The sequence below is a fragment of the Microcoleus sp. PH2017_08_TRC_O_A genome (assembly GCF_020738665.1).
In the GTDB taxonomy this organism is placed as follows: Bacteria; Cyanobacteriota; Cyanobacteriia; order Cyanobacteriales; family Microcoleaceae; genus Microcoleus.
Window position 1 is genome coordinate 1 of the sequence record NZ_JAEQCE010000099.1, and the last position, 26,131, is coordinate 26,131.

The following is a 26,131-nucleotide window of genomic DNA, read 5'->3' on the forward strand; positions in this document are numbered from 1 at the left end:
ATTTGTGGGATGGGCGGGAGAGCCCGTGCAGAAAGGACGGGCGGGACGCCCATCCCACAACAATCATCAAAGTGTAAGTTATTAAATTTTCATTCCTAAGTGCCTTTGAGAGAAGAATCCCCCCGATTCATCGGTGGGGAGTGTCAAAAGAATTAATAATTATCGATCGCGCCGACCGCATCCCTGCCGCAGTTATTCCTGCTTTAAAAAATAGGCCCAAAGGTCAATCCAGTCTTGGGCGCCGACAATGCTAATATCGTCAAGATGCCGTCTGCTCAAAAAGCCCGAGACTTTCGCCCGATCGCTAATTAGCCTATTTATCGAGCAATTCCAGGCAAACCAACTGGCAAACACAATTTTTAAGGCGGCAACAAAATATAATAAAATTTGTAGTCACAGCCACAGCAAATCCCCCAACCAGTAAATTGCCCCCAATCTAAAAGCAAAAAGATAAATGAACGTCAGAGTCCGTCTAGCCCCCAGTCCCACCGGAAACCTCCACATCGGTACCGCCAGAACCGCCGTATTTAACTGGCTGTTTGCCCGCAACCAAGGCGGAACATTCATCCTGCGGGTAGAAGACACAGACGTAGAACGTTCTAAAAGCGAATACACCGACAACATCCTCGAAGGACTCACCTGGCTGGGTATGAACTGGGACGAAGGCCCGAGTTTTCAGTCCCAGCGTCTGGAAATCTACCGCCAAACAGTCCAAACCCTTCTCGACAAAGGACTCGCTTACCGCTGCTACACCACGTCAGCAGAACTTGACGAGATGCGGGAAGCACAAAAAGCCAACAAACAGGCCCCCCGCTACGACAACCGCCACCGCCACCTGACGGAGGAACAGCGCGCAGCTTTTGAAGCAGAAGGGCGGCAAGCTGTGATTCGGTTTATCATTGAGGACGATCGCACGATCGCGTGGAACGACATGGTGCGCGACACCGTAACCTGGAAAGGTAGCGACCTCGGCGGCGACATGGTAATCGCCCGCGCATCCAGCGGCGGCCTCATCGGCCAGCCCCTCTACAACCTCGCCGTAGTCGCCGACGACATCGACATGGCCATCACCCACGTCATCCGCGGCGAAGATCACATCGGGAATACTCCGAAACAAATATTGCTTTACGAAGCTTTGGGCGCGACAATCCCAGAATTTGCCCACACACCGCTGATTTTAAACGCGCAAGGGCAAAAACTTTCTAAACGCGACGGCGTTACCTCGATTTCTGACTTCAAAGATATGGGTTATATCCCCGAAGCTTTAGTCAATTACATGACTTTGCTGGGTTGGACTGCGCCGGATTCTACGCAAGAAATATTTACATTGTCCGAAGCTGCGGCAGTCTTTACATTCGATCGAGTCAACAAAGCCGGTGCAAAATTTGATTGGGATAAACTCAATTGGCTTAACGGTCAATACCTGCACAAGATGCCTGTGCCGCAATTGACAGATTTGCTGATACCTTATTGGCAGAAAGCCGGTTATGAGTTTGATTCTAAGGCCGATCGCCCTTGGCTCGAACAAATAGCTGCTTTAATCGGCCCGAGTCTCGTTCGCTTAACCGATGCTGTCGGTATGTGCAAGTTGTTCTTCTTGCCAACTTTGGAATACGAAGAAGAAGCACTCGCACAGTTGCAGCAATCAGGCGCTGCACAGGCTTTACAAGCAGTTCAAGAAGCTCTGGAAAGTCATCCCACCCTAATAGCAGCAGAAGCTCAGAAAATCACTAAAAAGCTCAGTAAAGAGAAAAATCTTAACAAAGGGCTGATTATGCGATCGCTCAGAGCCGCTCTGACAGGTGCAATGCACGGCCCCGACCTGATAGAATCTTGGGTAATCCTTCACCAGCGGGGGACGGCTAAAACCCGCTTGCTTGATGCCATTAGCAACTTGAATTTGCCGGCAGTTGGTGTTGCGGCCGAAACTCCTAGCCTAGAACAACCCAAAGCCGAAACTCCCGCCGAAATTTCCGAGCGGGAACAGCCAGCAGTCGAGGTTTCAACAGTCGAAACACAGGTGGTTGAGCTATCAGCAGCAGAGGTTACAGCAGTCGAAACACCGACTCTTGAAACAGTCGAAACGCCTTTGGTAGAACCAGCAGCAGAGGTTACAGCAGTCGAAACACCGACTCTGGAACCAGCAGCGGAAGTTACAGCAGTCGAAACGCCGACTCTTGAACCAGCAGCGGAAGTTACAGCAGTCGAAACGCCGACTCTTGAACCAGCAGCGGAAGTTACAGCAGTCGAAACACCGGCTGTTTCAACAGTCGGAACGGAGGTTTCAGCAGTCGATATTTCGGCAGTTGAAACAGCCGCAGCAGCAGTTGAAATACCTGCCGCCAATCAGCAAAAAACTATTGCGAGTGGAGAAATGACTTCATCAAACGAACCAGAAACAACCGTTATCATCACCGAAATTCCTGCTGAAAATGAAGCAGACAGTTCGAGCGGTAGCACAAAAGTCATCATTACCGAAGAACCAAATCAGACACAGCAGATCAAAGAACAAATTATTTCAATTTTGTCGGAGTTTCCTGCTTACATCGGCAGCTTTTACGAGCAGTACAAAAGTCCCTTGACAGTTGTCGGTGTCATATTAGCCTCGATTGTTTCTTTGAAAGTGCTTTTGGGCATTGTAGACGAACTCAACGACATCCCCCTGCTAGCACCCACATTCGAGCTAATTGGTATCGGATACAGCGCCTGGTTTATCTACCGCTATTTGCTCCGCTCTTCCAACCGCCAACAATTAGGTCAAGAAATTCAAGCTTTGAAAGAACAAGTTTTTGGCAAAAAGTCCTAAATTTTTGTTGGTAATTTGTTGATTTTGTACCCGATACTGACAAGTTTAAATATGTTGTCAGTGTCGGGTTTTTTAATGAAGGAAGTTCGGCAACGGATTGTGTAACGGATGGAAGGTAGAAGGTAGAAGGTAGAAGGTAGAAGGTAGAAGATAGCCGTAGGGTGCGTCGAAGAAAGAAAAATCCCTCAATACAAACCCAAAATCTGACAGCGACGCACCAGCCATAGCGAGCAGACTCGTAAACAAAACAACTGTTTGTCTTGTTTGCTTAACTATCGTTTCATACCAAATTCTGGTTATTCATCCCCGTTATGAATTGTCTGGTGCGTCGCTGTTTGGGGCATGAAAACTGAATAACTTAAGCAACTTTGCTTCCCGATTTTTGTTCCAGTAAGGACGAAGGGGGGATAGTCGCCTAGGTTATTAAATTTTCATTCCTTAGATGTTCGGGCAATATTCTCTTTCCGATTAGATGTGATGTTGCTTTTCCTACTAAAAATTTATCGAATATGTATAATGGTGCACTTAAAAATCCTAATTTATTCAAAATCATTGCTTTCATGACTTGTCCTGGGTTCAGAAGTTCTTGGGTTCTTATTCCTACTATGAAAGTTGAATTCTTCTACTAATTCCATCTCGTCCATAGCACAATACCGTTTACTTAAGACCGCCCTGGGGGTAAAACCTATGAAAAATAGATACGGAGATTGCTTCGTTCCTCTCGAAGTAGCATCTTAAGTAAACCGTATTGGTCTATAGCAATCCTAAATCATTTGTAAATTTCTTACTCCCTCCCCGAACTCGCTCTGAGGGTTGGGGTGGGGTAAAAAAATTACGACTCCTGCAAAGATTGCTATAGTAGAAGATTTAATTCGAGCAGAAGAAGCACATCTACAGCAACTCGAACAGCAAAATCAGCAACTAGAACAGCAAGTTAATGCAGAAAGGCAGCACGTAGAAAGATTGAAACAGTGGCTTCGAGAATTGGAGGTAGACCTGGATACAGCACTTTAAATTGCAATGCAAAGTCTGATGTAACGTCTGGATTAATTGGTCAGCTCTTTTCTGAAGATAGCAATCACAATCATATTGGTTCGTAGTGAGGACTTTAGTCCTCATAATTAAAGGACTAAATTCCTCACTACGAACCGTTTTTATTAGGAATGATTGATTGGACGCGATCTGATATAGAGTCTGATTTTTTAAAGAAGTCGAGCCTGTGGGTATTCTATGAATGCCTGGTTATCATACAATGATTGTAGATTAAGTGATTTTCTACGGGTCAAAGTCGTGGCTTTCAAAATTGGTTTGCTAGGTTTGGGTACGGTTGGCGCGGGAACAGCAGAGATTTTGCTCTCCCCAGATGGGCGCCATCCGCTGTTGCAGGAATTGGAAATCTATCGGGTGGGAGTGCGCGATATTTCTCGAACTCGGTCTTTACAATTGCCAGAAAATGTGCTGACAACTGACCTAGAGGCGATCGCGACTGACCCGGAAATTGATATTGTAGTAGAACTGATTGGCGGATTGGAACCGGCGCGATCGCTCATTCTGAAAGCGATCGACAACGGGAAGCACGTAGTCACCGCCAACAAAGCAGTTATCGCCCGCTACGGTAATGAAATCTTCGACGCTGCTAATGCAAAAGGCGTTTATGTAATGCTAGAAGCTGCGGTGGGCGGCGGCATTCCGGTCATTCAAACCCTCAAACAATCTTTAGGTGCAAACCGCATCAAAAGTGTCACCGGCATCGTTAACGGCACAACTAATTACATCCTGACGCGGATGCAGACAGAAGGTGCAGACTTTGCCGAAGTCCTCGCGGACGCTCAGCAATTAGGTTATGCTGAAGCTGACCCTACAGCAGATGTGGATGGATGGGATGCTGCTGATAAAATTGCTATTTTAGCTTCGTTAGCTTTTGGCGGACGCATCAATTTAGCAGATATTCACTGCGAAGGTATCAGGCAAGTTAGCGCGGCTGATATTGACTACGCCGACAAGCTGGGATTTACGATCAAATTGCTGGCTATTGCTCAAGAAACTAGCAAAATTTCCGAACATAATGGGGATGCAGAAGGGGAACTCCTCTCGATTCGGGTGCATCCTACTTTTGTGCCGAAAGCTCATCCGCTGGCTAGTGTGAACGGCGTTTACAATGCAATTTTAGTTGAAGGAGATGCGATCGGGCAATTGATGCTCTACGGGCGCGGTGCGGGGGCTGGGCCCACAGCCAGCGCGGTAGTATCCGACATTTTGAATGTGGCTGCTATCCTGAAAACCGAAACTGTGCCGATTCCCCATCCTTTGCTGAGTTGCACTCACCAACACTACTGCAAAATAGCAGAAATGCAGGAACTTGTGACTCGCTTTTACGCGCGTTTTCTGACGCGGGATACTCCGGGGGTAATTGGCAAACTTGGCACTTGTTTCGGCAACCACCAAGTTAGTTTGGAGTCCATTGTGCAGACGGGAATTCACGGCGATTTAGCAGAAATTGTTGTCGTGACTCACGATGTTCGGGAAGGTAATTTCCAACAAGCACTCGATGAAATTCGCGCGATGGAAGCAGTCGATAGTATTGCGAGCACGTTGCGAGTTTTGTAAGAATTGCACAAGGTTATACCAATTTTTTATGAGGTTGCATAGAATCCGATCCCCCCTAGCCCCCCTTAATAAGGGGGGGACAAGATTCCGATCAAAGTCCCCCTTCTTAAGGGGGATTTAGGGGGATCGAGATATGTGCAACTTCACATTAAATTGGTATTAGTAGTGAGGACTTTAGTCATTCTTTTCCTGAGGACTAAAGTCCTCACTACGAACCTTTTTTAGATTGTTTTTAATTTAGTATGGATCAATAAAATTGGATTTTGTCGATCGCCCTACAGGAAGGCACTTGCTAGATTCCCTCTACGAAAAGTTTGCCAAACCCCAACTCCACGATACTGAGGATCCCAGCAATCCGTCAATTTATGTTCGGCACGCAGAGGGGCAAGTTGTTGATGGAAATTATACCATAGAAAAAGTGTTTGAAGACTCGCGCACTGGTTTTTATGCTGAAAGTCGCCTTCCGGTTTCTGGGAATAATCCGCCCGTGCTCGTGATTCGCGGATACGGTTCGTGGTATCCTTTCGATCGCGTTTTGGAAGATACACCCGATGTATTTATGGCCAAAGTACAACGCCAGTTAAAAGCGGCGGAAACTGTAGGCGCTATAGATTGGCTTAAACAGCAATTTCGCAGCGGAAATCCGGCGGATGTCATCGGAGAAAGTTTGGGCGGCAAAGTTGCTCAGCAAATTGTAGCAAAATACCCGGATTATATTCGATCGACTGTAACGTTTAATTCTTTGGGCGTTGCGGAAAAGTTAGCTGAAACTTGCACCGCTAACAATGTTTTTCACTACTTTACTTTAGGCGAAAGGTATGCTTTCTGGGCAAATGGAGGCGATTACATACCGGGAACGATTTTTGTGATTTCCCAGAAAGGGAAAAACTGGTGGTATAAAATCGAAGAGGCGATCGTCCGAATGGCCCGTTTTGAAGGCAAGTTTCGCAAAAGGCGAGTCCTGGTGGTAATGTTGGCTCAGTTGCTGTTGTTAAATCGGCATAATGCGATCGTCCTCAACAAGAAAAAGCCGGTAGTCGTTGAGATCGATCGCGCGCAACTGCAAATTTTCCGAAAAAGCCGCTTCACCTAAACCCCTACCAAAGCCTTCGATGCGCCCGGTGACTGATTTTCCCGCGCTGCGACGGCGAGTACCAGACAAAGCGCTGCGATCGCTTTTTCCCACTCTTCCTTGACGGCGGTGGGTTGAACCCCATCAAAGGCGCTAACTAACCGAGGAATCGATCGATCTAATGCAAGTCTTGGAATCGATTTGTGCATCTCAACTAAATCAGTTAAACTCTCTTGATTCTTCAGAAAACCGACTACCCATTTTGTAGCATGATCTGGACTATCTGGGACATTTTTAATTCCTAATTCAGTTTGCAACCAATCATAAAAAGCTGGGAGTTTTTGGGATAATATAGCCCCAGCAGTAGGCAAACTTTCTTTAAGCAAAGCAGTATCCAGACTTCCCAAGAGTTGATTGAATTCCGGTGAATCCAGCAAGCTGGTTAATGGAAGTGCAAGCAGGGCTTCGGAAGCATCAGAGGATAAATTTAAAGTGCGCGAAAATGTTGATAGCATTGGAAAGTCTCTCAGAAAGATGATGCTTTCACTATGCCAGTAACGCAGAGCAATGAATATGAGCTACCTCATATTAACCCATTTTGATTAGGAATAATTAAATTGAACCCATTTTTTACGCTAGCAACTCATCGACGGCAATACTAAAACCTGGCAAAACTATTTGAGTGCTGACGACTTCACCTATGGTAAATAAAAGTCTCTGCTGTTGAGTGACAACAACAATCCACTGACTCTCAGGAAGTACCAGCCATATTTCTTGACAGCCCGATTGCAGGTATTCATTGGTTTTGGCAAATACTTCTTCCGCTTTATCAGTAGGAGAAATAATTTCAGCAATCAACGGAAAACTTTGAGGAAGTATGGTAAAATCATTAAATTGGGCGACTAATTCTGGTGTCAAGTAGGAAACATCAGGACAGCGACCTCTCCCTACTGTACGGCAACCTGTTTCTGTGTAAACTTCTCCACCTTGTCCGCTGGAAATTGCGTAATTTCCCCAGTAGCGGGATAGCCGAGATTGAATCCGACCAGTTTTTGCTGTCATGCCGTTTTTTTCTACTAATTCTCCATCGATCCATTCTGTGCTGTCAGGCGGGTTTTCCATCCATTCTTCTAGGGAAATTCTGGGAGATTCAATAACTTGAATTTCCCTGGATTCGATGAGTGAACTTACCATCATGTGAGTCAATCCTTCTATATGTGTACTATCTCACAATTTGAGCGGAATATTAAGTTTTCTAGAGTGAAGACCGGGGCGGGTTTATAATAAAATAGGTTTGTAGTGAGGACTTTAGTCCGCAACAAATAAGGACTAAAGTCCTCACTACGAACCTATATAGGAAGCTATATTTGAATGTTTTAAACAAATTCTCCTTTCGCCACCATCACCACTTTACCTCCCACCAAAACTTCTATTTCTTCCTGATTTTTTTGAGCTTTCAACAACAGCAACGAAGGTCTACCAATTTCATAACCCTGTTCGACTCTCACATCAATCTTTGATTCCCCGCAATAAGTATATTCTACCAAATATCCAGCCAAACAGCCATTGGCACTGCCCGTCGCCGGATCTTCGGGGATTCCTAAGGAATGGGCGAAAACTCGGACGTTTAAATCATTAATGTCGCTGTAAGTTTCTGGGCAGAATATCAAAATTTCTTTGGCTTCTGTGGTATTAATTAATTCAAAATATTTATCTAAGTTGACTTGAGCTTTTTTGACGGCTGCGAGGGTTTTTAACGGGACAATTATAAACGGTACTCCGGTAGAAACTTCTTGAATTGGGAAGTTTGTCTCAATCTCATCGGGTTGTAAATTTAGGACGCTGGCGAGAGTTTCGGTTGGCAAAACTTGACCGAATGTTGGTGGGTTTTGTCGCATCCACAAAATATCTGCGGATTCGTTGCGATAATTAAAGGTGACAGGAATTTGACCCACGGCTAAATTGAGAATTACTCGATCGACCTTTTGGCCAATTATCTGTTGTTGTAGCACAAACGCCGTCCCCAGCGTCGGATGACCGGCAAACGGTAATTCCTTCTTGGGCGTGAAGATACGCACGTCATAGCCGCCGTTTTCCGGCTGGTTTGATGGAATAAACGTAGTTTCCGAATAATTGATTTCCTTCGCTATCAGCAGCATTTCGGCCTCTGAGAGTTCCGCAACTCCCGCGCCGCAAAAGACAGCTAGCTGATTGCCAGCATATTTTGACTCGGCAAACACGTCAACGATATAAAAATTCATATTTCCCTCCTTTAAGATTAGAAGACCGGGCGATTGAAATCGCGTCTATACAGACAAAACCCGCCTCCGCTTTCCCTCTTTTAAGATTAGAAGACCGGGCGATTGAAATCGCGTCTATACAGACAAAACCCGCCTCCGCGGGTTGAATACCAGACGGTTAAAATTACGTTATCTTCTCTTTGTCCGCGGAGGCGGACATTGTTTGTGTAGACGCGATTTCAATCGCCGACTCTTATCGACATCGACAAGATTTTTGACCCAGACTCGCTACTTCAAACAGCGAATAGCCTGCAACATACCCCGGGCTTTATTGAGAGTTTCTTCATACTCCATATCCGGGTTAGAATCGGCCACCAAACCAGCACCGGCTTGCACAGAAACCGAATGTTTGTCACCGCCCTGCGATTGAACAACCATAGTGCGAATTGTAATCGCACTATTCAACTGTCCCTCAAAATCATAAAACCCGTAAACCCCAGAATACGGGCCGCGACGGCAACCTTCCAACTCGTGCACAATTTCCATCGCCCGAATCTTCGGAGCACCGCTAACCGTACCAGCAGGAAAACCAGCTTTCAACAAATCCCAAGCTGTCTTATCTTCAGCCAATTCTCCGATTACATTGCTCACAATGTGCATCACATGAGAATAACGCTCAATTTTCATTAATTCGTCAACTTTTACAGTACCGCTGCGGCAAACTCTGCCTAAATCGTTTCTGCCCAAATCAACTAACATCACGTGTTCCGCAATTTCCTTCGGATCTTGCAGTAATTCAGCAGCCAAAGCATCGTCTTGTTGAGGAGTTTGACCCCGGCGGCGCGTACCGGCAATCGGCCGCAAAGTTGCAATCCTTTTGCCGTCAACAGTATTTTCTGCCTTCACCATCACTTCTGGACTGGAACCGATAATCTGCCAATCTCCAAAATTAAAATAAGCCATGTACGGAGAAGGATTGATCAGGCGCAAAGAGCGGTAAAGTGCAAAAGGATCGCCCGTGTATTCTGCTTCCAGCCGCTGCGAAATCACTACCTGAAAAATATCTCCCGCTTTGATATAATCCTTGGCTTTCAATACATTTTCACAATACTTGTCGCGGGTGGTATTGCTGCTGTAAGCTAATTCTGTATTTTCAGTTGTGGAACTTGCATCTTGCCCGTAACTCGGCGGAGTCCATTCTAGGAGAGTAGATTGTTGTGAAAGTGGCGATTTCAGTTTATCAACTAACTGAGAAACCCGATCGCACGCTGCCCCATAGGCCTCGGCCAAATCAACGCCTGTCTCGCGCAAATCCGCATAGGCGACGGCCCAAATTTTCCGTTTCACCTGGTCGAAAATCAGCAAATTATCAACCTGCATCCACAACCCATCCGGCAAATCATTCTCGCCCGCCGGATGCACTGGAACTCGCGGTTCAATCCACTTAATTAACTCGTAACCCCAAAAACCGAACAACCCGCCAATTCCCGGCGGTAACTGCGGCAATTTCACTGGTTTGTAAGGCTGCAAACACTCGGTTAAAGCCTCAAACGGATCGCCCGTAAATACTTTTTCGGAACCGTCGCGGTAAACTTGAGTTGTGCGATCGCCCCTAGCCTCCAAAATCCACAGCGGATCGCACCCTAACAAACTATAACGCCCGAGTTTTTCCCCACCTTCCACCGACTCCAGCAGAAAACTGTAAGGTTGACCGGCGCAAACCCGATACCACGCAGACACAGGCGTATCCAAATCAGCCACCCATTCTTGATATACGGGTACAAAATTGCCTTGTTTCGCCAGTTCCGAAAATTGTGAGAAATCGGGAAATATCATATATAGCAGTTGACAGTTGACAGTTGACAGTTGACAGTTGACAGTTGACAGGAATCAAATTGGAGAGCGATCGCTTGGGGATCTCAGGGGTCTCTTCATGAGGTGCTTTATGTCAATACCTTGAATGGCGGTTGCTATACTAACTTTAATTACAATCAATAAACAAAAGACGGAAACCAACAGCCCTCCGGCGATTGGTACTCGCCAACAGCCATCACCGCCATCGGCTTGACGGCGCGCAGCCCTTGTTGCAAACACCAGCGAAACAGACTTCCATACCTCAGCGGCAAGTGAAAAGCTAGCACATCTTCGGAACTGTACGCAGCAGCCCCCAAGAGCAAAACCTGCATATCTGCCTCGGTTTCGGCGACGCTGTGACCCAAAGCAGATATCGCACAAGTATAAGCCACAATCCGACCTTGCTGGTACGCAACTAACGGACAATAATTATTTAGGGCGTATTCAATCTCGGAAGTTCGATCGCACCCACAGACTTTTTCGCACAAAGCCGCGCATTCGCCCACATTCTCGCCAGCCATCGGCCGCACCTCAAACCCATACTGCGGCACGCTGCGAAACTTCCCCTCCATTAACACGAAAGGTTCCTTCACCTCAAAACCCAGAGAAGCGTACAGCGACAGCGAGGCCATGTTGAAAGATTCTTGCACCAAACGGATGCCTACAGCATCCTGTCCCCGTTCCAGCAAGGCTTTCATGATTTGTCGCCCTGCGCCGCGGCCTTGAAAAGCCCGATCGACACTGACTGGCCCAATACCGCGAATCGGGTTGCGTTCATCCATAAAACCGCAGCCGACAACCGCACCGTCATTCTCGGCTACAACGCCAAAATATGACGGACTTTCGATCCAAAACCGAGTAATTTCGGCCGCCAACTCTACCGTTAGAAAATCTGTGTGAGGGAAGCAGTGGCGATCGGAAATATCTTTAAAAGCTTCATAATTAATGCGAGCGCAAACATCGATATCAGAAATCTGCGATCGCCTGATTGCGACATTCATTTTTAATTTAAGGATTAACTATTAATTAGATTTGATATTTGCAGTAGAAGCTGGGCGCTGCCCATTCCTGTCAACTTAACCCTAAAACCCTTGATAAATCTCGCTTTTCTCCGAGGCCAGATCCCCCTCAATCCCCCGGATAGTCGGGGGAGGAAAGAGAATGCTCTTGTCCCCCCTTTTAAGAAGGAGACGAAAGAGAATGCTCATGTCCCCACCGACTATCAGGGGGGCTAGGGGGATCAGTCTTAACTGAGTCCCAAATAAGCAATATTACTTATGTTTTGCTCAGCAATAGATCGATCGCTTAAGGATCGTAGGTCTTCTTACCTGTGAACTTCACCTTGATCGGATTGGGATTGCTGCCAATATTGCGAGGGACACTACCATTAGCAACACGACCTTCGTTCACCTTCTCAGGGAACACGCCATCCTTGGGATGCAGGTACTCAGTAGAACCGTCAGGAAAAACGCGGTAGATTTTGTAGTTCGAGATTTTGAATTTCGCCCGCAGTTGCTGGCCGCCCAAAGCGATACACTGCTCCTTCCGGGGCAGATACAGCAAGTTGTCGCCTTGACGCATAATCGCAGCGCCACCTGTAGGCATTTCAAACACTTGTTCCTTGGGGCTAGTCCAAGTGATAGCATACTTCTCTTCAACTAGCGCCTTGGTCAGCAAGCCGCCGGTGCTGCCGCCGAAGATGGGGGGTTGTCCAGTCAGTTCTTCTGCCATAGATATATCCAAAGGATTTTTACGGCATCCTATCATCGCCACTGTACCCTGTTATCGAAATTGTAAGGAAAGTTAACAGTTTTTGGGCGATCGATCTTTTCTGATAATTAGGAATTAGTAATTAATAATTGATAATTTGTAATTTTTACCAAAGTTATAAAACAGAACTCTCTCTGCACAAATCCCGAAAAAATATCTCAAAAAAATGTAATGCTTCGGGTACTGGTCGGGCACCCAAAGCATCGCACATTGCCCAATTCCTCACACGCGATCGCACAAATCTGCCCATATATTACCGAGCAGCACCTAACCCTAAGTCAAGAACCAATTAGGGTCATAGCCGCGCGGAATTTGACTCAAAGCAGTCCAAGTTTCTTGGTTGACAATCCCGTCGGCCTCGATCCCAAAGCTTTTTTGAAATGCGCTAACAGCCCGATCAGTCAAAGTGGCAAATTGACCGTCAATAGAGCCCCGATAGTGCTGGGAAATGGTCAGAACTTCTTGAACAGTAGTGACTGCTTCCCCAGAACTGCCGAATTTAAGTACCGGCATATTCACAGGAGCTTCAGTATAAAGGGCCTGCCAAGTCAGCGGCCCGACAATGCCGTCCGGCGACAAGAAAACCCGATACTGAAACAGTTTCACAGCAAATTCAACTGATGAGTTAAAAATTCCTTTTACAGGCTGCCGGTAAACCCGCAACTTGGTTAACATTTGTTCGAGTTCCAATACCGCTTGACCTTGAGAACCTAATTGCAGTTGTGGCTTAGTAATAGCTTGTTGGGTAGATTTCATCTTGGTTGTAAATGACATATTGATTTTCCTCTAGGTTTGAGTATTCCGATCGCAAAAAAGTTTTTCCGGGCGAAATATGGGCATCCTCAACTTTTCACGAATCAACACTGACGCCCGCCCGTGTCTCAACAGATTCGATCGACTGCAAGCCCTCTCCAGACTTGTGGCCCTTCCGACTTAACGCTCCCAATATCCCGGTAGTGCTCTGCCGCCCAACCCTTTATTTTGCCTAAAAGCCGGGTTTAAGACGCAAGCACGTCCTGAATCTGCTTTGATACTTTCGATCCTAAGGCCCAACACCGCCGGGTCGCATCACCTGTAAAAGCTATCTCGCGGGGTGAGAGGAGGTATAGCACAATACGGTTTACTTAAGATGGTCCTTCGATAGGAACGAAGCAATCTCCGTATCTATTTTTCATAGGTTTTACCCCCAGGGCGGTCTTAAGTAAACGGTATTGGGGTATAGCAGCGGAGGCGAGTTCTGCTTTGAAAACTTCTTAACTTTATTCCAGCCAGCGAACCAATATTTTCTTTAAAAACCGAGTTTTTACGCAAGTTTTTTTGATCTACATTACTAACTGCCTACAAAAATAGTTTATAGCTAAGTAATATCCACAGCTTGTACGCTCAAATGATATTAAAGTCCTCGGTAATGTCCACAATGTGTACCTACAATCATATTGATTGTGCAAGTGTAAAAACCAAGTGTTTCTGTGATTCTTTGTTATATCCAGAAATCTCCCAATCCTGCAATTGCTTTCCCCAACGCCCCGCGAGCAGCTATTTATCTACGCCCTAACTTTTATTATTAAAATTTAATAAAGTCATTTACAATGATGGTGGGATGCTGTATGATTTCATTTAAAGGCTGTAACACTTCCACCATAAAAAAATTAAGAGTTGCAATTTCTAGGTCGCTAGACCTCTTAAAACAAACACCTGCTAAATACGTAAGTAATTTTAAGATTGTGCGATCGTTCGATACATCGCTGCAACCTGCGGCTTTGTAAAGTAGCGATCGCCCGCCATTCATTGGGGTTCCATATGTGCCATTCTCTAATTAATTCGGCATTGATTTATAATCAACTGGGAAAATCTACTATGCTGCCAGCTTCAGGGATTTCTGGTTACAACTTACAAGAGCTAATTCACCAAGGAACTAACACAGTTATTTATCGAGCCATATCGACAGCAGAAAAACAATTAGTCATTCTCAAAGTCTTAAACACCGACTGCCCGACCCTAGAACAGAGCGCCAGTTTAAAACACGAATATCAAATCACAAAACATATCGACTCAGAGTATGTCATCAAAGTCTATCGACTCGAAATCCATCCTTTTTGCTTAGTGTTAGTATTAGAAGATATCGGAGGGGTATCCCTGAAATATTGGATCGAAAACTTAGAACATCAACCAGAATTAGCCGAGCCCGAAACCGACAATCTAGAGGCGAATGCCACGCATTACCAATTATCGATTGCCGATTTTTTAAACATAGCCGTATCCTTGGCAAAAGCTTTAGTATTGCTGCATCAAAATCAAATCATACATAAAGACATTAAACCGGATAATATTATTATAAATCCCCAAACAAAGCAAGTAAAACTTGCTGATTTTAGCATCGCTTCGCGGTTGAGAAAAGAACAAACACACTCAAAAAATTCCGATCGCCTAGAAGGAACCCTGGCATATATGTCCCCCGAACAAACCCGGCGCATGAACCGTTCCATCGACTACCGCAGCGATTTCTACTCTCTCGGCGTCACCTTTTACGAATTACTGACAGGACAATTACCATTTACCAGCAGTGACCCGTTAGAAATGGTACACTGTCACATAGCCAAACCACCAGTTCCCCTGCAACAACTCAACCCACAAATTCCCATAGTTTTGACCCAAATTGTGGCAAAACTCATGGCAAAAAATGCCGAACTTAGATATCAAACTGCCACAGGATTATTAGCAGATTTAGAACGCTGCCAAAATCAAATAAAGAATTCAGGGACAATTTCTAACTTTATTCCCGGACAACTAGATGCCCTGAGTCAGTTGTCAATTCCTCAGAAACTCTACGGACGAAACACAGAAATAGCACAATTATTAGAAGTGTTCGATCGTGTCTGCAAAGGCAGCGGTGAAATTGTCCTAGTCAGTGGCTATTCCGGCATCGGCAAATCTGCATTAGTTCATGAGATTGTCCGTGATATAACGCGGCAACGTGGCTATTTTATATCTGGTAAATGCGACCAGTTTAAGCGGAATGTTCCCTACGCTTGTTTCACTCAAGCTATGGGTAACTTCGTGCAGCAAATTTTGATGGAAAGCCCAACTCAGCTAGTAGCATGGCGACAAAGACTACTCAACGCTTTGCAGAAAAATGCTCGAATTGCGATCGATGCTATCCCGGAGTTACAATTGATTTTGGGCGAACAACCTCCCGTACCCGAACTCGGTGCTATTGAATCTCAAAACCGCTTCAACGGAGTGATGAAGAAGTTTGTCCAAGCAATTGCAACAGCCGAACATCCTTTGGTAATGTTTCTCGATGACTGTCAGTGGATGGATGCTGGAAGCGTTAATTTGTATCAACACAACTGCACCGAAGAAAATCCTTACTTCCTGCTTATTCTTGCTTATCGAAATAGCGAAGTAAGTCCGAGCCATCCCTTTATGTTGGCAAATGAGGCAATGAGGGCCGCAGGAATTGCGATCGCCAATATTCACCTGGAACCCTTGGCAATTTATGAAGTAAATCGATTAGTTTCTGACACTTTAAACTGTTCTCCTAGAAAAGTCGCATCCTTGGCACAATTGCTGCTCGAAAAAACTCAGGGAAATCCTTTCTTTTTAAAGCAGTTATTGAAGTCACTGTCTCAAGAAAATTTTCTGATATTTAATATAGAACTTGCAGAATGGGAATGGGACACCCAAGAAATCAAACAGCAAAATATTTCCGAAAATGTAGTTGATTTAATGGCTCATAAAATTCAATATTTATCTGAACAAAGTCAGACAATTTTACAATTAGCTGCTTGTATAAACAACGAATTTAATCTGGATATATTATCAGTAGTGAGCGAACAATCTTTGACTAAAACAGCACAATATTTGTGGGAAGCGCTAGAATTAGGGTTGATTTTGCCTGTAGATGACGCCTATCTAGTACCACAAGTATTTGAGCAATGGGAATTAGAAAAGTTGGCTCCAATAATTGGCAAAGTGCGCTACAATTTTTTGCACGATCGGGTTCAACAAGCCGCTTATGTGATGATTCCTGAGTCCCAAAAACAATCAGTTCACTGGAAGCTGGGACGTTTGTTGTTGGAGGGGAGCAATGAAGCTGAACGTCAAGAACAGATTTTTGATATTGTTAATCATTTGAACTTTGCTCGCGAATTCATTGCTAATCCTGAAGAACTTTATGAATTAGCACAATTAAATTTACAAGCAGGTAAAACTGCTAAAGCTGCTTCGGCTTTTGAAGATGCGCTTACTTTTTTCCAAGCTGGGTGCGACTGTTTGCCTGTCTCAAGTTGGCAAGATAATTATAGCTTGAGTTTTGCGCTAAATTTAGAGCTGGGTGAAGCAGAATATTTAAATAGTAACAATGATGCAGCTTTAGCAATTTTTGACCGGATTCTGACCAAAACTCATACTTTGTTAGAACAGTGTGCGATCGCAGAATTGCAAATAACTTGTCTGCGGATGAAGAATGACTTATCTGCCGCTTATCAGTTAGGGATTGAAACGTTAAATTCTTTGGGGGTTGAGATTGAACCTTACCCGGATGATGAATTTCTAGCCCGAGAATTAGCAGAGACGAAGAGGATGATCGGGCGATCGATCGATATATTAGCAGATTTACCCGAACTTACCGATCCGCTACAACTGGCCGCTCATCGAATTTTGAAAGAACTTTTCCCGATCGCCTATTTTACCAGTCCCAACGCTCAATATCTCTGCGCGATGAAGTTTGTACAAACGAGCATTCTGTACGGAAATTCACCATTTTCCGCCTTTGGTTACACTTTGTACGCCTTTACTTTGGTCAACAAATATCGCGAAATCAAGGCGGGCTGCGCCGCCGGAGAACTCTCGCTCAATCTCTACGAAGGCTGTGACAATAAAGAGTTAGGTACTTGTATTTTTCATATGTGGGGGGCTTTAACTTTACATTATATGAAATATATCGATGAATGCAAGCCTTTTATGCTCAAAGCTTTCAATAGCGGTTTAGAAACAGGTGCTTATCAATGGTCGGGATATGCTTCGATTAATTATCTATGGGTCTGCTTTTTTGGCAACGAGTCTTTGAGCAAAGCTACAGAAATTGCCGATCAATTTATTCCAGCGCTTTCAAAGGTCGATCGCAATATGCTAGCTTATCACTTGCTGACCAAAAATGCGATCGCCCAACTGACTAGCTCACCAGAAACCTACCCAGAGCCGGAAACCTTCATCGACGAACACCAGCTTTTAGAATTTGCCAAATCCTCAGCCGATCTTACCACTGCTTTTGTCATCTATCTTTACAAGCTCACCCATGCTAATTGGTTTGGCGAAGTCGATCGCGCCTTAGAATATGCTCTCTTCGGCGCGGAATTTTTGAAAGGCGGTGCCGGTCATTTTGTCAACCCGGTTTTTCGGTTCCATCACGCGATCGCCCTAGCTGCTGGTTGCACAAACGCCAATGATACCGAGTACAAACTATACCGAAAACAGCTCACTATTAGTCTGGAGAATTTTCGAGATTTGGCAGAACACTGTCCTGCAAATTATCTGCACAAATATTCATTAATTCAGGCAGAAATCGCGAGGTTGTCAGGAGACAGCCATACAGCAGCACAACATTATGATTGGGCGATCGCCTCCGCCCTCAAAAATGGCTTCGTCCAAAATGCTGCCCTAGCCAATGAATTAGCTGCCAGATTTTATATAACACAAAATCGTGCCAATCTCGCCAAAATTTATCTCAATGATGCCCGTTTTTGCTATGTCGAGTGGGGTGCAACCGCCAAAGTTCATCAACTAGAACAATCTCATCCAGATTGGTTTAACAAAATCAGCGACGATCGGATCGCTATAAATACAACTGCGACTACCGCCACTGATGCCAATATTTTTGATTTGAAAACAGTAATCAAAGCTTCTCAGGCTATTTCTAGCGAAATCGTCTTAGAAAAATTGTTAAAAAAACTGCTGCATATTATTTTAGAAAATGCAGGCGCTCAAACCGGGTGTATTCTTTTGGAACGAGACGGATACTTGTTCGTTGAAGTGTCGGATAGCGACCCGCATAATTATGCAATATTTGAAGAATTCCACCCAGTCAAAAATAACTACAAAGTCCCTCTTTCTATCGTCAATTATGTAGCAAGAACTCAGGAACCTCTGGTACTAATCGATGCAACTAAAGAAACACTTTACCAATTCGATACATACATTCAGCATCAGCAACCGAAGTCAGTTTTGTGCGCGCCAATTGTCTATCAAGGAAAGTCAATCGGTATAGTTTATCTAGAAAATAACTTGGTCGCTGGAGCCTTCACTGACGAAGGTTTGACACTTTTGGAAATGTTGACCGCACAAGCAGCAATTGCTATTGCAAATGCGCGTTCCTACGCTAGCGAACAAGATAAATCCCGCCAGTTAACTGAATCCCTACAAAACTTGCAACAATCTCAAGCCGAACTCGCTCAAAAAGAAGAGGAGTACCGCAGTATTTTTGAAAGTGTAGCAGACGGACTTATCTTAATAGATTTGGAGACTAGAAAATTTGCGGCAGCAAACCCGGTAATGTGCGAAATGTACGGTTATTCTATGGAGGAATTCTTGAGATTAAGTCCTTTAGATCTCCTGCACCCAAAGTGCCTACATTTATTCGATGAGTTTATGACAACCGTTAGCTTGCACCAAGAATTTTATTGTGAAGCTGTCGTGCTGCGAAAAGACGGTACAGAATTCGATATTGAGGTAAGAGCAAAGTTTTTTGAATACAGAGGGAAACCCCACGCTTTGTCAATCATTCGCGATATCAGCCAGCGCAAAGTAGCGGAACAAGCTTTACAAACATCAGAAGCTCAACTGAGAGAGAAAGCTGAAAATTTAGAAGCCATATTGATCGAACTGCAACAAACTCAAGCACAATTAGTTCAAACTGAAAAAATCTCTCAACTCGGACAACTGGTAGCTGGAGTAGCCCACGAAGTGAACAATCCTATTGGCTTTATTTCTGGGAACTTGCACCACGTTCAAGAATATATTGGTGATTTAATTAACTTGGTGAATATTTATCAAGAAAACTTTCCAGAACCGGGAGCAGAAATTGAACAGGAAATTGCATCGATCGATCTACAATATCTATTAGCCGACTTGCCCAAAACTACGGCGTCCATGAAGATGGGAATCGATCGCATCCGCGACATTATGCAATCTCTGCGGAACTATTCTCGTAGCGACAGTCAGGAAAAAAGAGCAGTTGACATCCACGAAGGCATTGAAACTACTTTAATGATTTTATCTCACCGCCTCAAGGCTAAGCACAACAGACCGGCAATTAAAATCATTAAACATTACGGTGAGTTGCCAACATTAAAATGCCATCCCGGGCAAATAAATCAAGTATTTATGAATTTGATTGCTAATGCGATCGATGCTGTGGAAGAATTCAACGCGGGCAAAACCTACGCAGAAATTGAACAAAATCCCAATATAATTATGATTTCTACCGTGGGTGTTTGCCAGCAAAAACTGGAAATCATCGATACAATTGTGATTCAGATTGCTGACAATGGAATGGGAATGCCGGAATCTGTCAGAGAAAAAATGTTTGCGCCATTTTTTACAACTAAAGCAGAAGGTAAAGGTACGGGATTGGGACTGTCTATTTGCCATCAGATAGTCACTGAAATACATGGGGGAACTTTGGAATGTTTGTCTTCGGTAGGAGGCGGAACAGAGTTTGTGATTGGTCTTCCGATTTAGGGGAGTTATTGGGCATGGGGCATGGGGCATGGGGCATGGGGCATGGGGCATTGGTTATTGGTTATTGGTTATTGGTTATTGGTTATTGGTTATTGGTTATTGGTTATTGGTTATTGGTTATTGGTTATTGGTTATTGGTTATTGGTTATTGGTTATTGGTTATTCGTCATTCGTCATTCGTCATTCGTCATTCGTCATTCGTCATTCGTCATGGGATCAGACGGCGGTTGAAACCGCGTCTACACAAACGAAACCTGCCTCCGCAGGTTGAACATCGGACGGCGGTTGAAACCGCCCGGTCTTCTAAACAATTGGAATGGTAAAGTGAAATTCACTTCCTCGGTCTTTTCCTGGGGAATCTACCCAAATTTTACCGCCCCAGCCGGCAACAATTTGTTTGCAAATTGCTAATCCCAAACCGGTGCCGCCGGCGCTGCGCCGCAATGCTCCTTCTTCTTGATAAAATCGATCGAACACTACTTTCAAACTATTCGCCTCTATTCCCCGCCCTGTATCGGCTACGAGCACTTCCACCATGCGAGAACCGTTGCATTTTGCGCGCACTGTGACGCTTCCCTGGGGTGTGGTGAATTTGCAGGCGTTGTCTAGGAGTTTGGATAGCACCTCCACTAACCATTCGCCGTCTGCTTGCACTAAGGGCAATTCTGCGGAGACTTCGGCGATAATTTCGGGTAACTGTCGATCGACTCCGCCGCGCGATCGCACGCTGCTGAGGGCCAAGTCAACGCATTCTTGCAGCGTCAGCGATTCTACATTCCATTTAACTCGCCCGCTTTCTAAGTGAGAAAGTGTTAAGAAATCCTGGACGAGTTTCCGCATTCGATCGGCATCTCCGAGGGCTGTTTCTAACATGATTTGCCGCAATTCTTGGGGCATATCTGGCTCGGAGTTCAAACTTTCTAGACACACTTGAATGGTAGAAAGTGGGGTGCGGAGTTCGTGGCCTGTGATGGCAATTAGATTGCTGCGAGTGCGGTCTAATGCTTCTAATTGTTGGTTGAGTTCTTCTAAGTGAGCGTAGGTTTCGGCTTGAATTAAGGCTGCTCCGAGTTGGGTGGCGATCGCCTCTACGAGAGCAATTTCGTCTTCTTCCCAAGGCGAAGTCGATCGGCATTGGTGCATTTCCACCATGCCCAAAACCCGCCCTTGATAAAGCACCGGCACTATTAACCAAGAGACAATCTGCCAATTTTTGACAATTTCGCCCAGGGATTTTGTATTGACAATCTGCGGGTGTTGTGCTGTCTCTTGGATGTAAACTCGCTCTTGTCGCGCTACCGCGTCCCGAAATATGGGATTTTCCTGCAACGGCCAAGTCTCGTTTAGCACAGAAGTAGCGCCGGCACGCAAAAATTCGCGATCGATTTTGACCGCCGCATCTGCTGCTTTGCACCGATAAATCAAACAGCGGCTTGCTGACAGGGCTGTTCCCAGTTCAGAGACTGCGACTTCGACGATTTCTTGCGGGTTGAGAGACTGCCGCATTGCCGTTGTAATTAAGTTGATCAGGCGTTCTTTGCGTTCTTGGGCGGCGATCGCGCTGTATGCTTTCAGAAGTTTGTGCTGACCTGATTGCAAGTAGGTGACTAAGCGTTCGGCAAAAGCGTCGCTCAATTTGGGATTGGGAATTCTTGAGTTTTTTGACGCACTTTTCGCTGGTTTTGCCGCTTTGTCTGCGGCGGATTTCCGCGTTTTTTTGGGTTTTTTGCCCAGATTGTAAGTTGTGCGCGCTCGATCGATCTTTTCGGCCAATTCCGGGCGATATTTGACAATTTTATCGAGCAACAATTCGGCAGCTTTGCAGCTTACCTCTCTGTCGAATGTCCAAATTCCTTCAAATCGGCGAGCTTGATCCATCAACAGCGGGCTGCGCTCGTCTTGGTTGTCGATCGGCACAATTTTTTCTTGACAAATCAGACAAGTTGAGTAATGTTGCCCAACCACCACTAAGTGCCACTCTTTACTTAAGGCATCTTCCGCTGCAAACGCCACATTTTCGTGACATTCCGAGGAATTTTTAAACTCAGTTTCCGGTGCAGCCAGCACGTATACCTGAGAGGATCGATCGGCAATGCGCCGGTAGCGGTGAGCTTCTTGGCGGTAGAAGCGCTCTCGCTGAAAGCTGGCAATCACTAGGGGTTCGTCGTCGGAACCCGCCAAAACCAAGTCTTCCATCGCGTGAGACAGCGCTGTCATGGAAGATTTGAAATAAATTTGTGCCCGGAGTTGGGGCAAAGCTTGCAGAAGTTCTGCCAGTAGCGAAATTGGGACGATCATCTAGCCTTAAACGTGCATTTTTGCCGATGACAAAACAGGAGCGATCGACAATCAGTTGAGATCGATCCCTTTTAAGTATCTCTCAAAACTAACTACAAATTGGCCGTTAGCGAGAAACTAACGGCCAATTATTTTTTTAGGGCGATCGCCCGTAAGTATAAATGCTGGGAACGCGATCGAATCAGGCTAGCTCGCCGCCTTCGTCACTGCCGCCGGGAGATGATTTGTAAAGAGCATCTAATTGTTCGCGCGCGTCTTGGACAGTCAGCGAACGCATCACTAATAGCGGTTCGTTAACAATATTTCCGTATTCGTCTAACAGTTCTGGATGGGGCACGGCTTGAGAGCGAGGATAGGATGCGTAGCGATTATTTGCCCTGAATTGTTGGGGGCGCTGGGACTCCATACCTACGGTGACTAGACTGCGGATTAAGTTACTGACGGCCAAAAAGGCAAGAACGGTGAAAGCTAAAATATAAAGCAGGTGTAACATTATTTTCTCCTCCGGGCTCTGATAGCCACACAGCAATTTACAAAAGTGTTTCAGCAAGTATTGACACTCCCGGGCGTAAACGCGGGGATTCTTGGTTCACTGACATACCTTTAAACTATTCATCCCTTCGGCAATATTTAAACCAAAAACCCGTCCAATTGAACGAAGCTTCGAGCCTAATTTGAATAGTCCCAGAGGGCTTGTCTCCCCAAGCGTTAAGGGATTATTCCCTTTGTTTCCGTATGCCCTACGGTACATCTAACTACTAAGATTTTGAGTTTTCTGGTATGGGTGCACGATGGCTACCCTAGCTATGTTTTTGTGGTTTTCGCCACCCACGAGACATTATTGTTTCCTAGCCAGTCGTTTTGGGTTTGGTTATCCATTTGTGCTAGCGGTTATTCTACCTGTATCTATTTGTAGTATAGGGTACTATTTGGGAAACTTTTAGAACTTTTTGGAAATAAAAACTTCCTAAAACGACGGGGTTTTAAACCCTATTTTCTGATAACTTATTAACTGGAAATCTGTTTGAGCTTGTCAAGTGGACGCGACATTTCCCAAGGTTGGGAATTTGACTGCGGGTTGAACTTGAACTTGCCTTTTTATTTTCCAGGGCGAGCTGACTGCTCTTTCCGAAAGCGCGCCGATACTTGCCAGCATTCGGCGAGCAGTCTATGCCACGGCATGAGTGCTGCGGTTTCAATTGCAACTTGCCCTCCGGTTGCTTGAAATAGAGCTTTAGCCGCGCCTACTTCTTGCTGAGCCTGTTTGACTCGCGCCAGCAAGTCGGATTGATCGTCGCCGCTCAGAAAATGAATTTCCTCAGTTTCTAAGAGAGTAGCCGATCGCTCGAACCAGTATTTAAAATCCTCTAACAGCGGTTCCAGTAGGGATTTGAGCAATTCTGATTCTGGCAAATTGGAGTTAAGCATTGATTAAAATTGGGTTATTTATCTATTCTAACCTTAAATGTACTTTACAAACTGTAACATTTTTTTTAACAAAAATTCAATAATTTCACAAAAATTAGCAGGTGAGTCAGTCCTGGACGCAACTGTCACATTAAAGGTATAAGGTACGTAGTTGCGCTTGGGCGCTCTTTCATATATCAAAGAAAGAGCGCCCAAGCGCAACTACGTACCTAAAAATTAAATTATTGTAGGGTGCGTCAGCGGGCTGAATGTAACTACCCCAGACTAAAGACTTTGCCCCGCTGACGCACCCTACGGTTAGTTAGCACTCCTGTAACAGTTCCCCAGCCGGAAGTCGGCGCTTGCTGTCCCAACCTGAGTAATATAGAAGCAAGTGCAACTAAATTAATTGATAATTCAGCCGATGTCTAGCTCAGAATCCATGAACGCTCCAGAAGAGTCCGTTAAGATAGAGTTGCTCCGCACGAGTGAGTCGGAACAACTAAAAAAAATTCGCCACACCACATCCCACGTTATGGCGATGGCGGTACAGAAATTATTTCCCAAGGCCCAAGTCACAATCGGCCCTTGGATTGAAAATGGTTTTTATTACGATTTTGATTGTCCAGAACCTTTTACCGAAAAGGATCTCAAGGCAATCAAAAAAGAAATGATCAAAATCATTAACCGCAAATTGCCTGTAATTCGGGAAGAAGTCAGCCGCGAGGAAGCGGAACGGCGCATCAAGGAGATCGACGAACCTTACAAATTAGAAATTTTGGCAGGTTTGATCGAACCGATTACTCTTTACCATTTGGGTGACGAATGGTGGGATTTGTGCGCTGGGCCCCATTTGGATAATACCAGTGAAATCAATGGAAGGGCGATCGAGCTCGAAAGCCTAGCAGGAGCATATTGGCGCGGCGACGAAACCAAAGCTCAATTGCAGCGAATTTACGGCACAGCTTGGGAAACTCCCGAACAATTGGAAGCCTACAAACACCGCAAAGCAGAAGCCCTAAGGCGAGATCACCGCAAACTCGGCAAAGAATTAGGCTTGTTTATTTTTGCCGATCCAGTCGGCCCCGGCTTACCTTTGTGGACGCCCAAAGGCACTATTTTGAGAAGTATTTTAGAAGACTTCTTGAAACAAGAACAAATCAAACGTGGCTATCTACAAGTTGTGACTCCCCACATCGCCAGAGTCGATTTATTCAAAATCTCAGGACATTGGCAGAAATACAAAGAAGATATGTTTCCGCTAATGGCAGAAAATGCAGAAGCGGCGGCAAACGAACAGGGTTTTGTAATGAAACCAATGAACTGTCCGTTTCACATTCAAATTTACAAAAGCGAACTGCGTTCCTATCGGGAATTGCCGATGCGCTTAGCAGAATTTGGCACAGTTTACCGCTACGAACAATCGGGAGAATTGGGCGGTTTAACCAGAGTGCGCGGCTTTACGGTTGATGATTCCCACTTGTTTGTCACGCCGGAACAGTTGGATGCTGAATTCTTGAGTGTGGTCGATTTAATTCTGTCAGTATTCAAGAGTCTGCAACTGAAAAACTTTAAGGCGCGTTTGAGTTTCCGCGATCCAGAAAATTTAGATAAATACATCGGTTCCGATGAAGCTTGGGAAAAAGCGCAAGGTGCCATCCGCCGCGCGGTGGAAACTTTGGGAATGAATTATTTTGAGGGAATTGGGGAGGCGGCTTTTTACGGGCCGAAACTCGATTTTATTTTCCAAGATGTGTTGGATAGAGAATGGCAATTAGGAACTGTTCAGGTAGATTACAATTTGCCAGAACGTTTTGATTTGCAATACGTTGCTGAAGACGGCACTCGCCAGCGTCCGGTGATGATTCACCGCGCTCCTTTTGGTTCTTTGGAGCGTTTGATCGGGATTTTGATCGAACAGTATGCGGGGGATTTTCCGATATGGTTAGCGCCGATTCAGGTGCGGTTGTTGCCTGTCAGCGAGGAGTTTTTGCCGTTTGCTAAGGAAGTGGAGGCGAGGATGAAGGCGCTGAATATTCGCGCGGAAGTTGAGAGTAGCGAACGTTTGGGTAAGTTGATTCGCAATGCTGAGAAGGATAAAATTCCGGTGATGTGTGTTGTGGGTGCTAAGGAGGTTGAGGCGAATAGTTTGAATATTCGGACTCGTGCTTCTGGGGAGTTGGGGGCGATTTCGGTTGATGAGGCGATCGCAAGGTTGCAGTCTGCTATTAGTAATTACGGGGATTTTTAGGGGAGTTTAACCGCAGAGGTCGGCGGATTAACGCAGATTAACGCAGATGATAGCTTGATATTGTCTGCGTTTTTATAATTCATTAG

At 45.2% G+C, this 26,131-nt stretch carries 18 protein-coding genes and 1 pseudogene; 8 read left to right on the forward strand and 11 right to left on the reverse strand.

Annotated elements, in window-relative coordinates:
• Positions 1–454: 454 nt before the first annotated feature.
• Positions 455–1,888, forward strand: a pseudogene (gltX, locus tag JGK22_RS27260) (glutamate--tRNA ligase); the annotation flags it as partial.
• A gap of 486 nt (positions 1,889–2,374) precedes the next feature.
• Positions 2,375–2,806: a CAAD domain-containing protein gene (locus tag JGK22_RS27265; RefSeq protein ID WP_293182875.1), complete on the forward strand. Its 432-nt coding sequence runs from the start codon at positions 2,375–2,377 to the stop codon at positions 2,804–2,806.
• 415 nt (positions 2,807–3,221) lie between these two features.
• Here JGK22_RS27265 and JGK22_RS27270 read toward each other — a convergent pair whose 3' ends face one another.
• Positions 3,222–3,368: a DUF4277 domain-containing protein gene (locus JGK22_RS27270; RefSeq protein WP_325314938.1), complete on the reverse strand. Its 147-nt coding sequence runs from the start codon at positions 3,366–3,368 to the stop codon at positions 3,222–3,224.
• A 251-nt stretch (positions 3,369–3,619) separates the two neighbouring features.
• Here JGK22_RS27270 and JGK22_RS27275 point away from each other — a divergent pair, with 251 nt between their 5' ends.
• From JGK22_RS27275 to JGK22_RS27285, 3 genes are all read left to right on the forward strand, one after another.
• A complete protein-coding gene (locus JGK22_RS27275; protein ID WP_293191316.1) occupies positions 3,620–3,820 on the forward strand; it encodes a hypothetical protein in 201 nt (66 codons plus the stop codon).
• A gap of 276 nt (positions 3,821–4,096) precedes the next feature.
• Positions 4,097–5,413, forward strand: a complete 1,317-nt coding sequence (locus JGK22_RS27280; protein WP_293191318.1) for a homoserine dehydrogenase — start codon at positions 4,097–4,099, stop codon at positions 5,411–5,413.
• A 256-nt stretch (positions 5,414–5,669) separates the two neighbouring features.
• Positions 5,670–6,506 carry a hypothetical protein gene (locus JGK22_RS27285; protein WP_293191320.1) on the forward strand — a complete coding sequence of 279 codons (837 nt, stop codon included), beginning with the start codon at positions 5,670–5,672 and terminating at the stop codon, positions 6,504–6,506.
• Here JGK22_RS27285 and JGK22_RS27290 read toward each other — a convergent pair.
• The 7 genes from JGK22_RS27290 to JGK22_RS27320 form a co-directional block, all read right to left on the reverse strand.
• Complete coding sequence (locus JGK22_RS27290; RefSeq protein ID WP_293182861.1) at positions 6,503–7,000, reverse strand: hypothetical protein; 498 nt, start codon at positions 6,998–7,000, stop codon at positions 6,503–6,505. The genes JGK22_RS27285 and JGK22_RS27290 overlap by 4 nt on opposite strands.
• Positions 7,001–7,115: 115 nt before the next feature.
• The gene (locus tag JGK22_RS27295) at positions 7,116–7,682 is read right to left on the reverse strand and encodes a Uma2 family endonuclease (protein ID WP_293197313.1); all 567 of its coding nucleotides are present in this window, start codon (positions 7,680–7,682) and stop codon (positions 7,116–7,118) included.
• 179 nt (positions 7,683–7,861) lie between these two features.
• Positions 7,862–8,746, reverse strand: a complete 885-nt coding sequence (locus tag JGK22_RS27300; protein WP_293182857.1) for a PhzF family phenazine biosynthesis protein — start codon at positions 8,744–8,746, stop codon at positions 7,862–7,864.
• A gap of 267 nt (positions 8,747–9,013) precedes the next feature.
• A complete protein-coding gene (trpE, locus tag JGK22_RS27305) occupies positions 9,014–10,561 on the reverse strand; it encodes an anthranilate synthase component I (protein ID WP_293206539.1) in 1,548 nt (515 codons plus the stop codon).
• A gap of 155 nt (positions 10,562–10,716) precedes the next feature.
• Positions 10,717–11,580, reverse strand: a complete 864-nt coding sequence (locus tag JGK22_RS27310) for a GNAT family N-acetyltransferase (RefSeq protein WP_293191324.1) — start codon at positions 11,578–11,580, stop codon at positions 10,717–10,719.
• A 304-nt stretch (positions 11,581–11,884) separates the two neighbouring features.
• Entirely contained in the window at positions 11,885–12,310 is a 426-nt protein-coding gene (locus tag JGK22_RS27315) for a photosystem I reaction center subunit II PsaD (RefSeq protein WP_293182871.1), read from the reverse strand.
• Positions 12,311–12,622: 312 nt separating this feature from the next.
• Positions 12,623–13,123, reverse strand: a complete 501-nt coding sequence (locus JGK22_RS27320; protein WP_293182851.1) for a peptidoglycan-binding protein — start codon at positions 13,121–13,123, stop codon at positions 12,623–12,625.
• Positions 13,124–14,206: 1,083 nt separating this feature from the next.
• On the opposite strand from JGK22_RS27320, the gene JGK22_RS27325 reads away from it, so the two are divergent.
• Both JGK22_RS27325 and JGK22_RS27330 read left to right on the forward strand, forming a co-directional pair.
• On the forward strand, positions 14,207–20,089 hold the full coding sequence (locus JGK22_RS27325; protein ID WP_293218675.1) for an AAA family ATPase: 5,883 nt from the start codon (positions 14,207–14,209) through the stop codon (positions 20,087–20,089).
• Positions 20,090–20,103: 14 nt separating this feature from the next.
• Positions 20,104–20,412 (forward strand): hypothetical protein, encoded by a 309-nt coding sequence (locus JGK22_RS27330; protein ID WP_293314181.1) that lies wholly within the window; start codon positions 20,104–20,106, stop codon positions 20,410–20,412.
• Here the strand turns inward: JGK22_RS27330 and JGK22_RS27335 are convergent.
• The 3 genes from JGK22_RS27335 to JGK22_RS27345 all read right to left on the reverse strand — a co-directional run bounded on the left by JGK22_RS27335 (position 20,393) and on the right by JGK22_RS27345 (position 23,815).
• Complete coding sequence (locus tag JGK22_RS27335) at positions 20,393–22,387, reverse strand: DICT sensory domain-containing protein (RefSeq protein WP_293213377.1); 1,995 nt, start codon at positions 22,385–22,387, stop codon at positions 20,393–20,395. The genes JGK22_RS27330 and JGK22_RS27335 overlap by 20 nt on opposite strands.
• A gap of 181 nt (positions 22,388–22,568) precedes the next feature.
• Positions 22,569–22,880 (reverse strand): DUF2973 domain-containing protein, encoded by a 312-nt coding sequence (locus JGK22_RS27340; protein ID WP_293148252.1) that lies wholly within the window; start codon positions 22,878–22,880, stop codon positions 22,569–22,571.
• 605 nt (positions 22,881–23,485) lie between these two features.
• Positions 23,486–23,815: a DUF2605 domain-containing protein gene (locus tag JGK22_RS27345; protein WP_293182843.1), complete on the reverse strand. Its 330-nt coding sequence runs from the start codon at positions 23,813–23,815 to the stop codon at positions 23,486–23,488.
• 403 nt (positions 23,816–24,218) lie between these two features.
• On the opposite strand from JGK22_RS27345, the gene thrS reads away from it, so the two are divergent.
• Entirely contained in the window at positions 24,219–26,045 is a 1,827-nt protein-coding gene (thrS, locus tag JGK22_RS27350; RefSeq protein WP_293206531.1) for a threonine--tRNA ligase, read from the forward strand.
• The last annotated feature ends 86 nt before the right edge of the window (positions 26,046–26,131 follow it).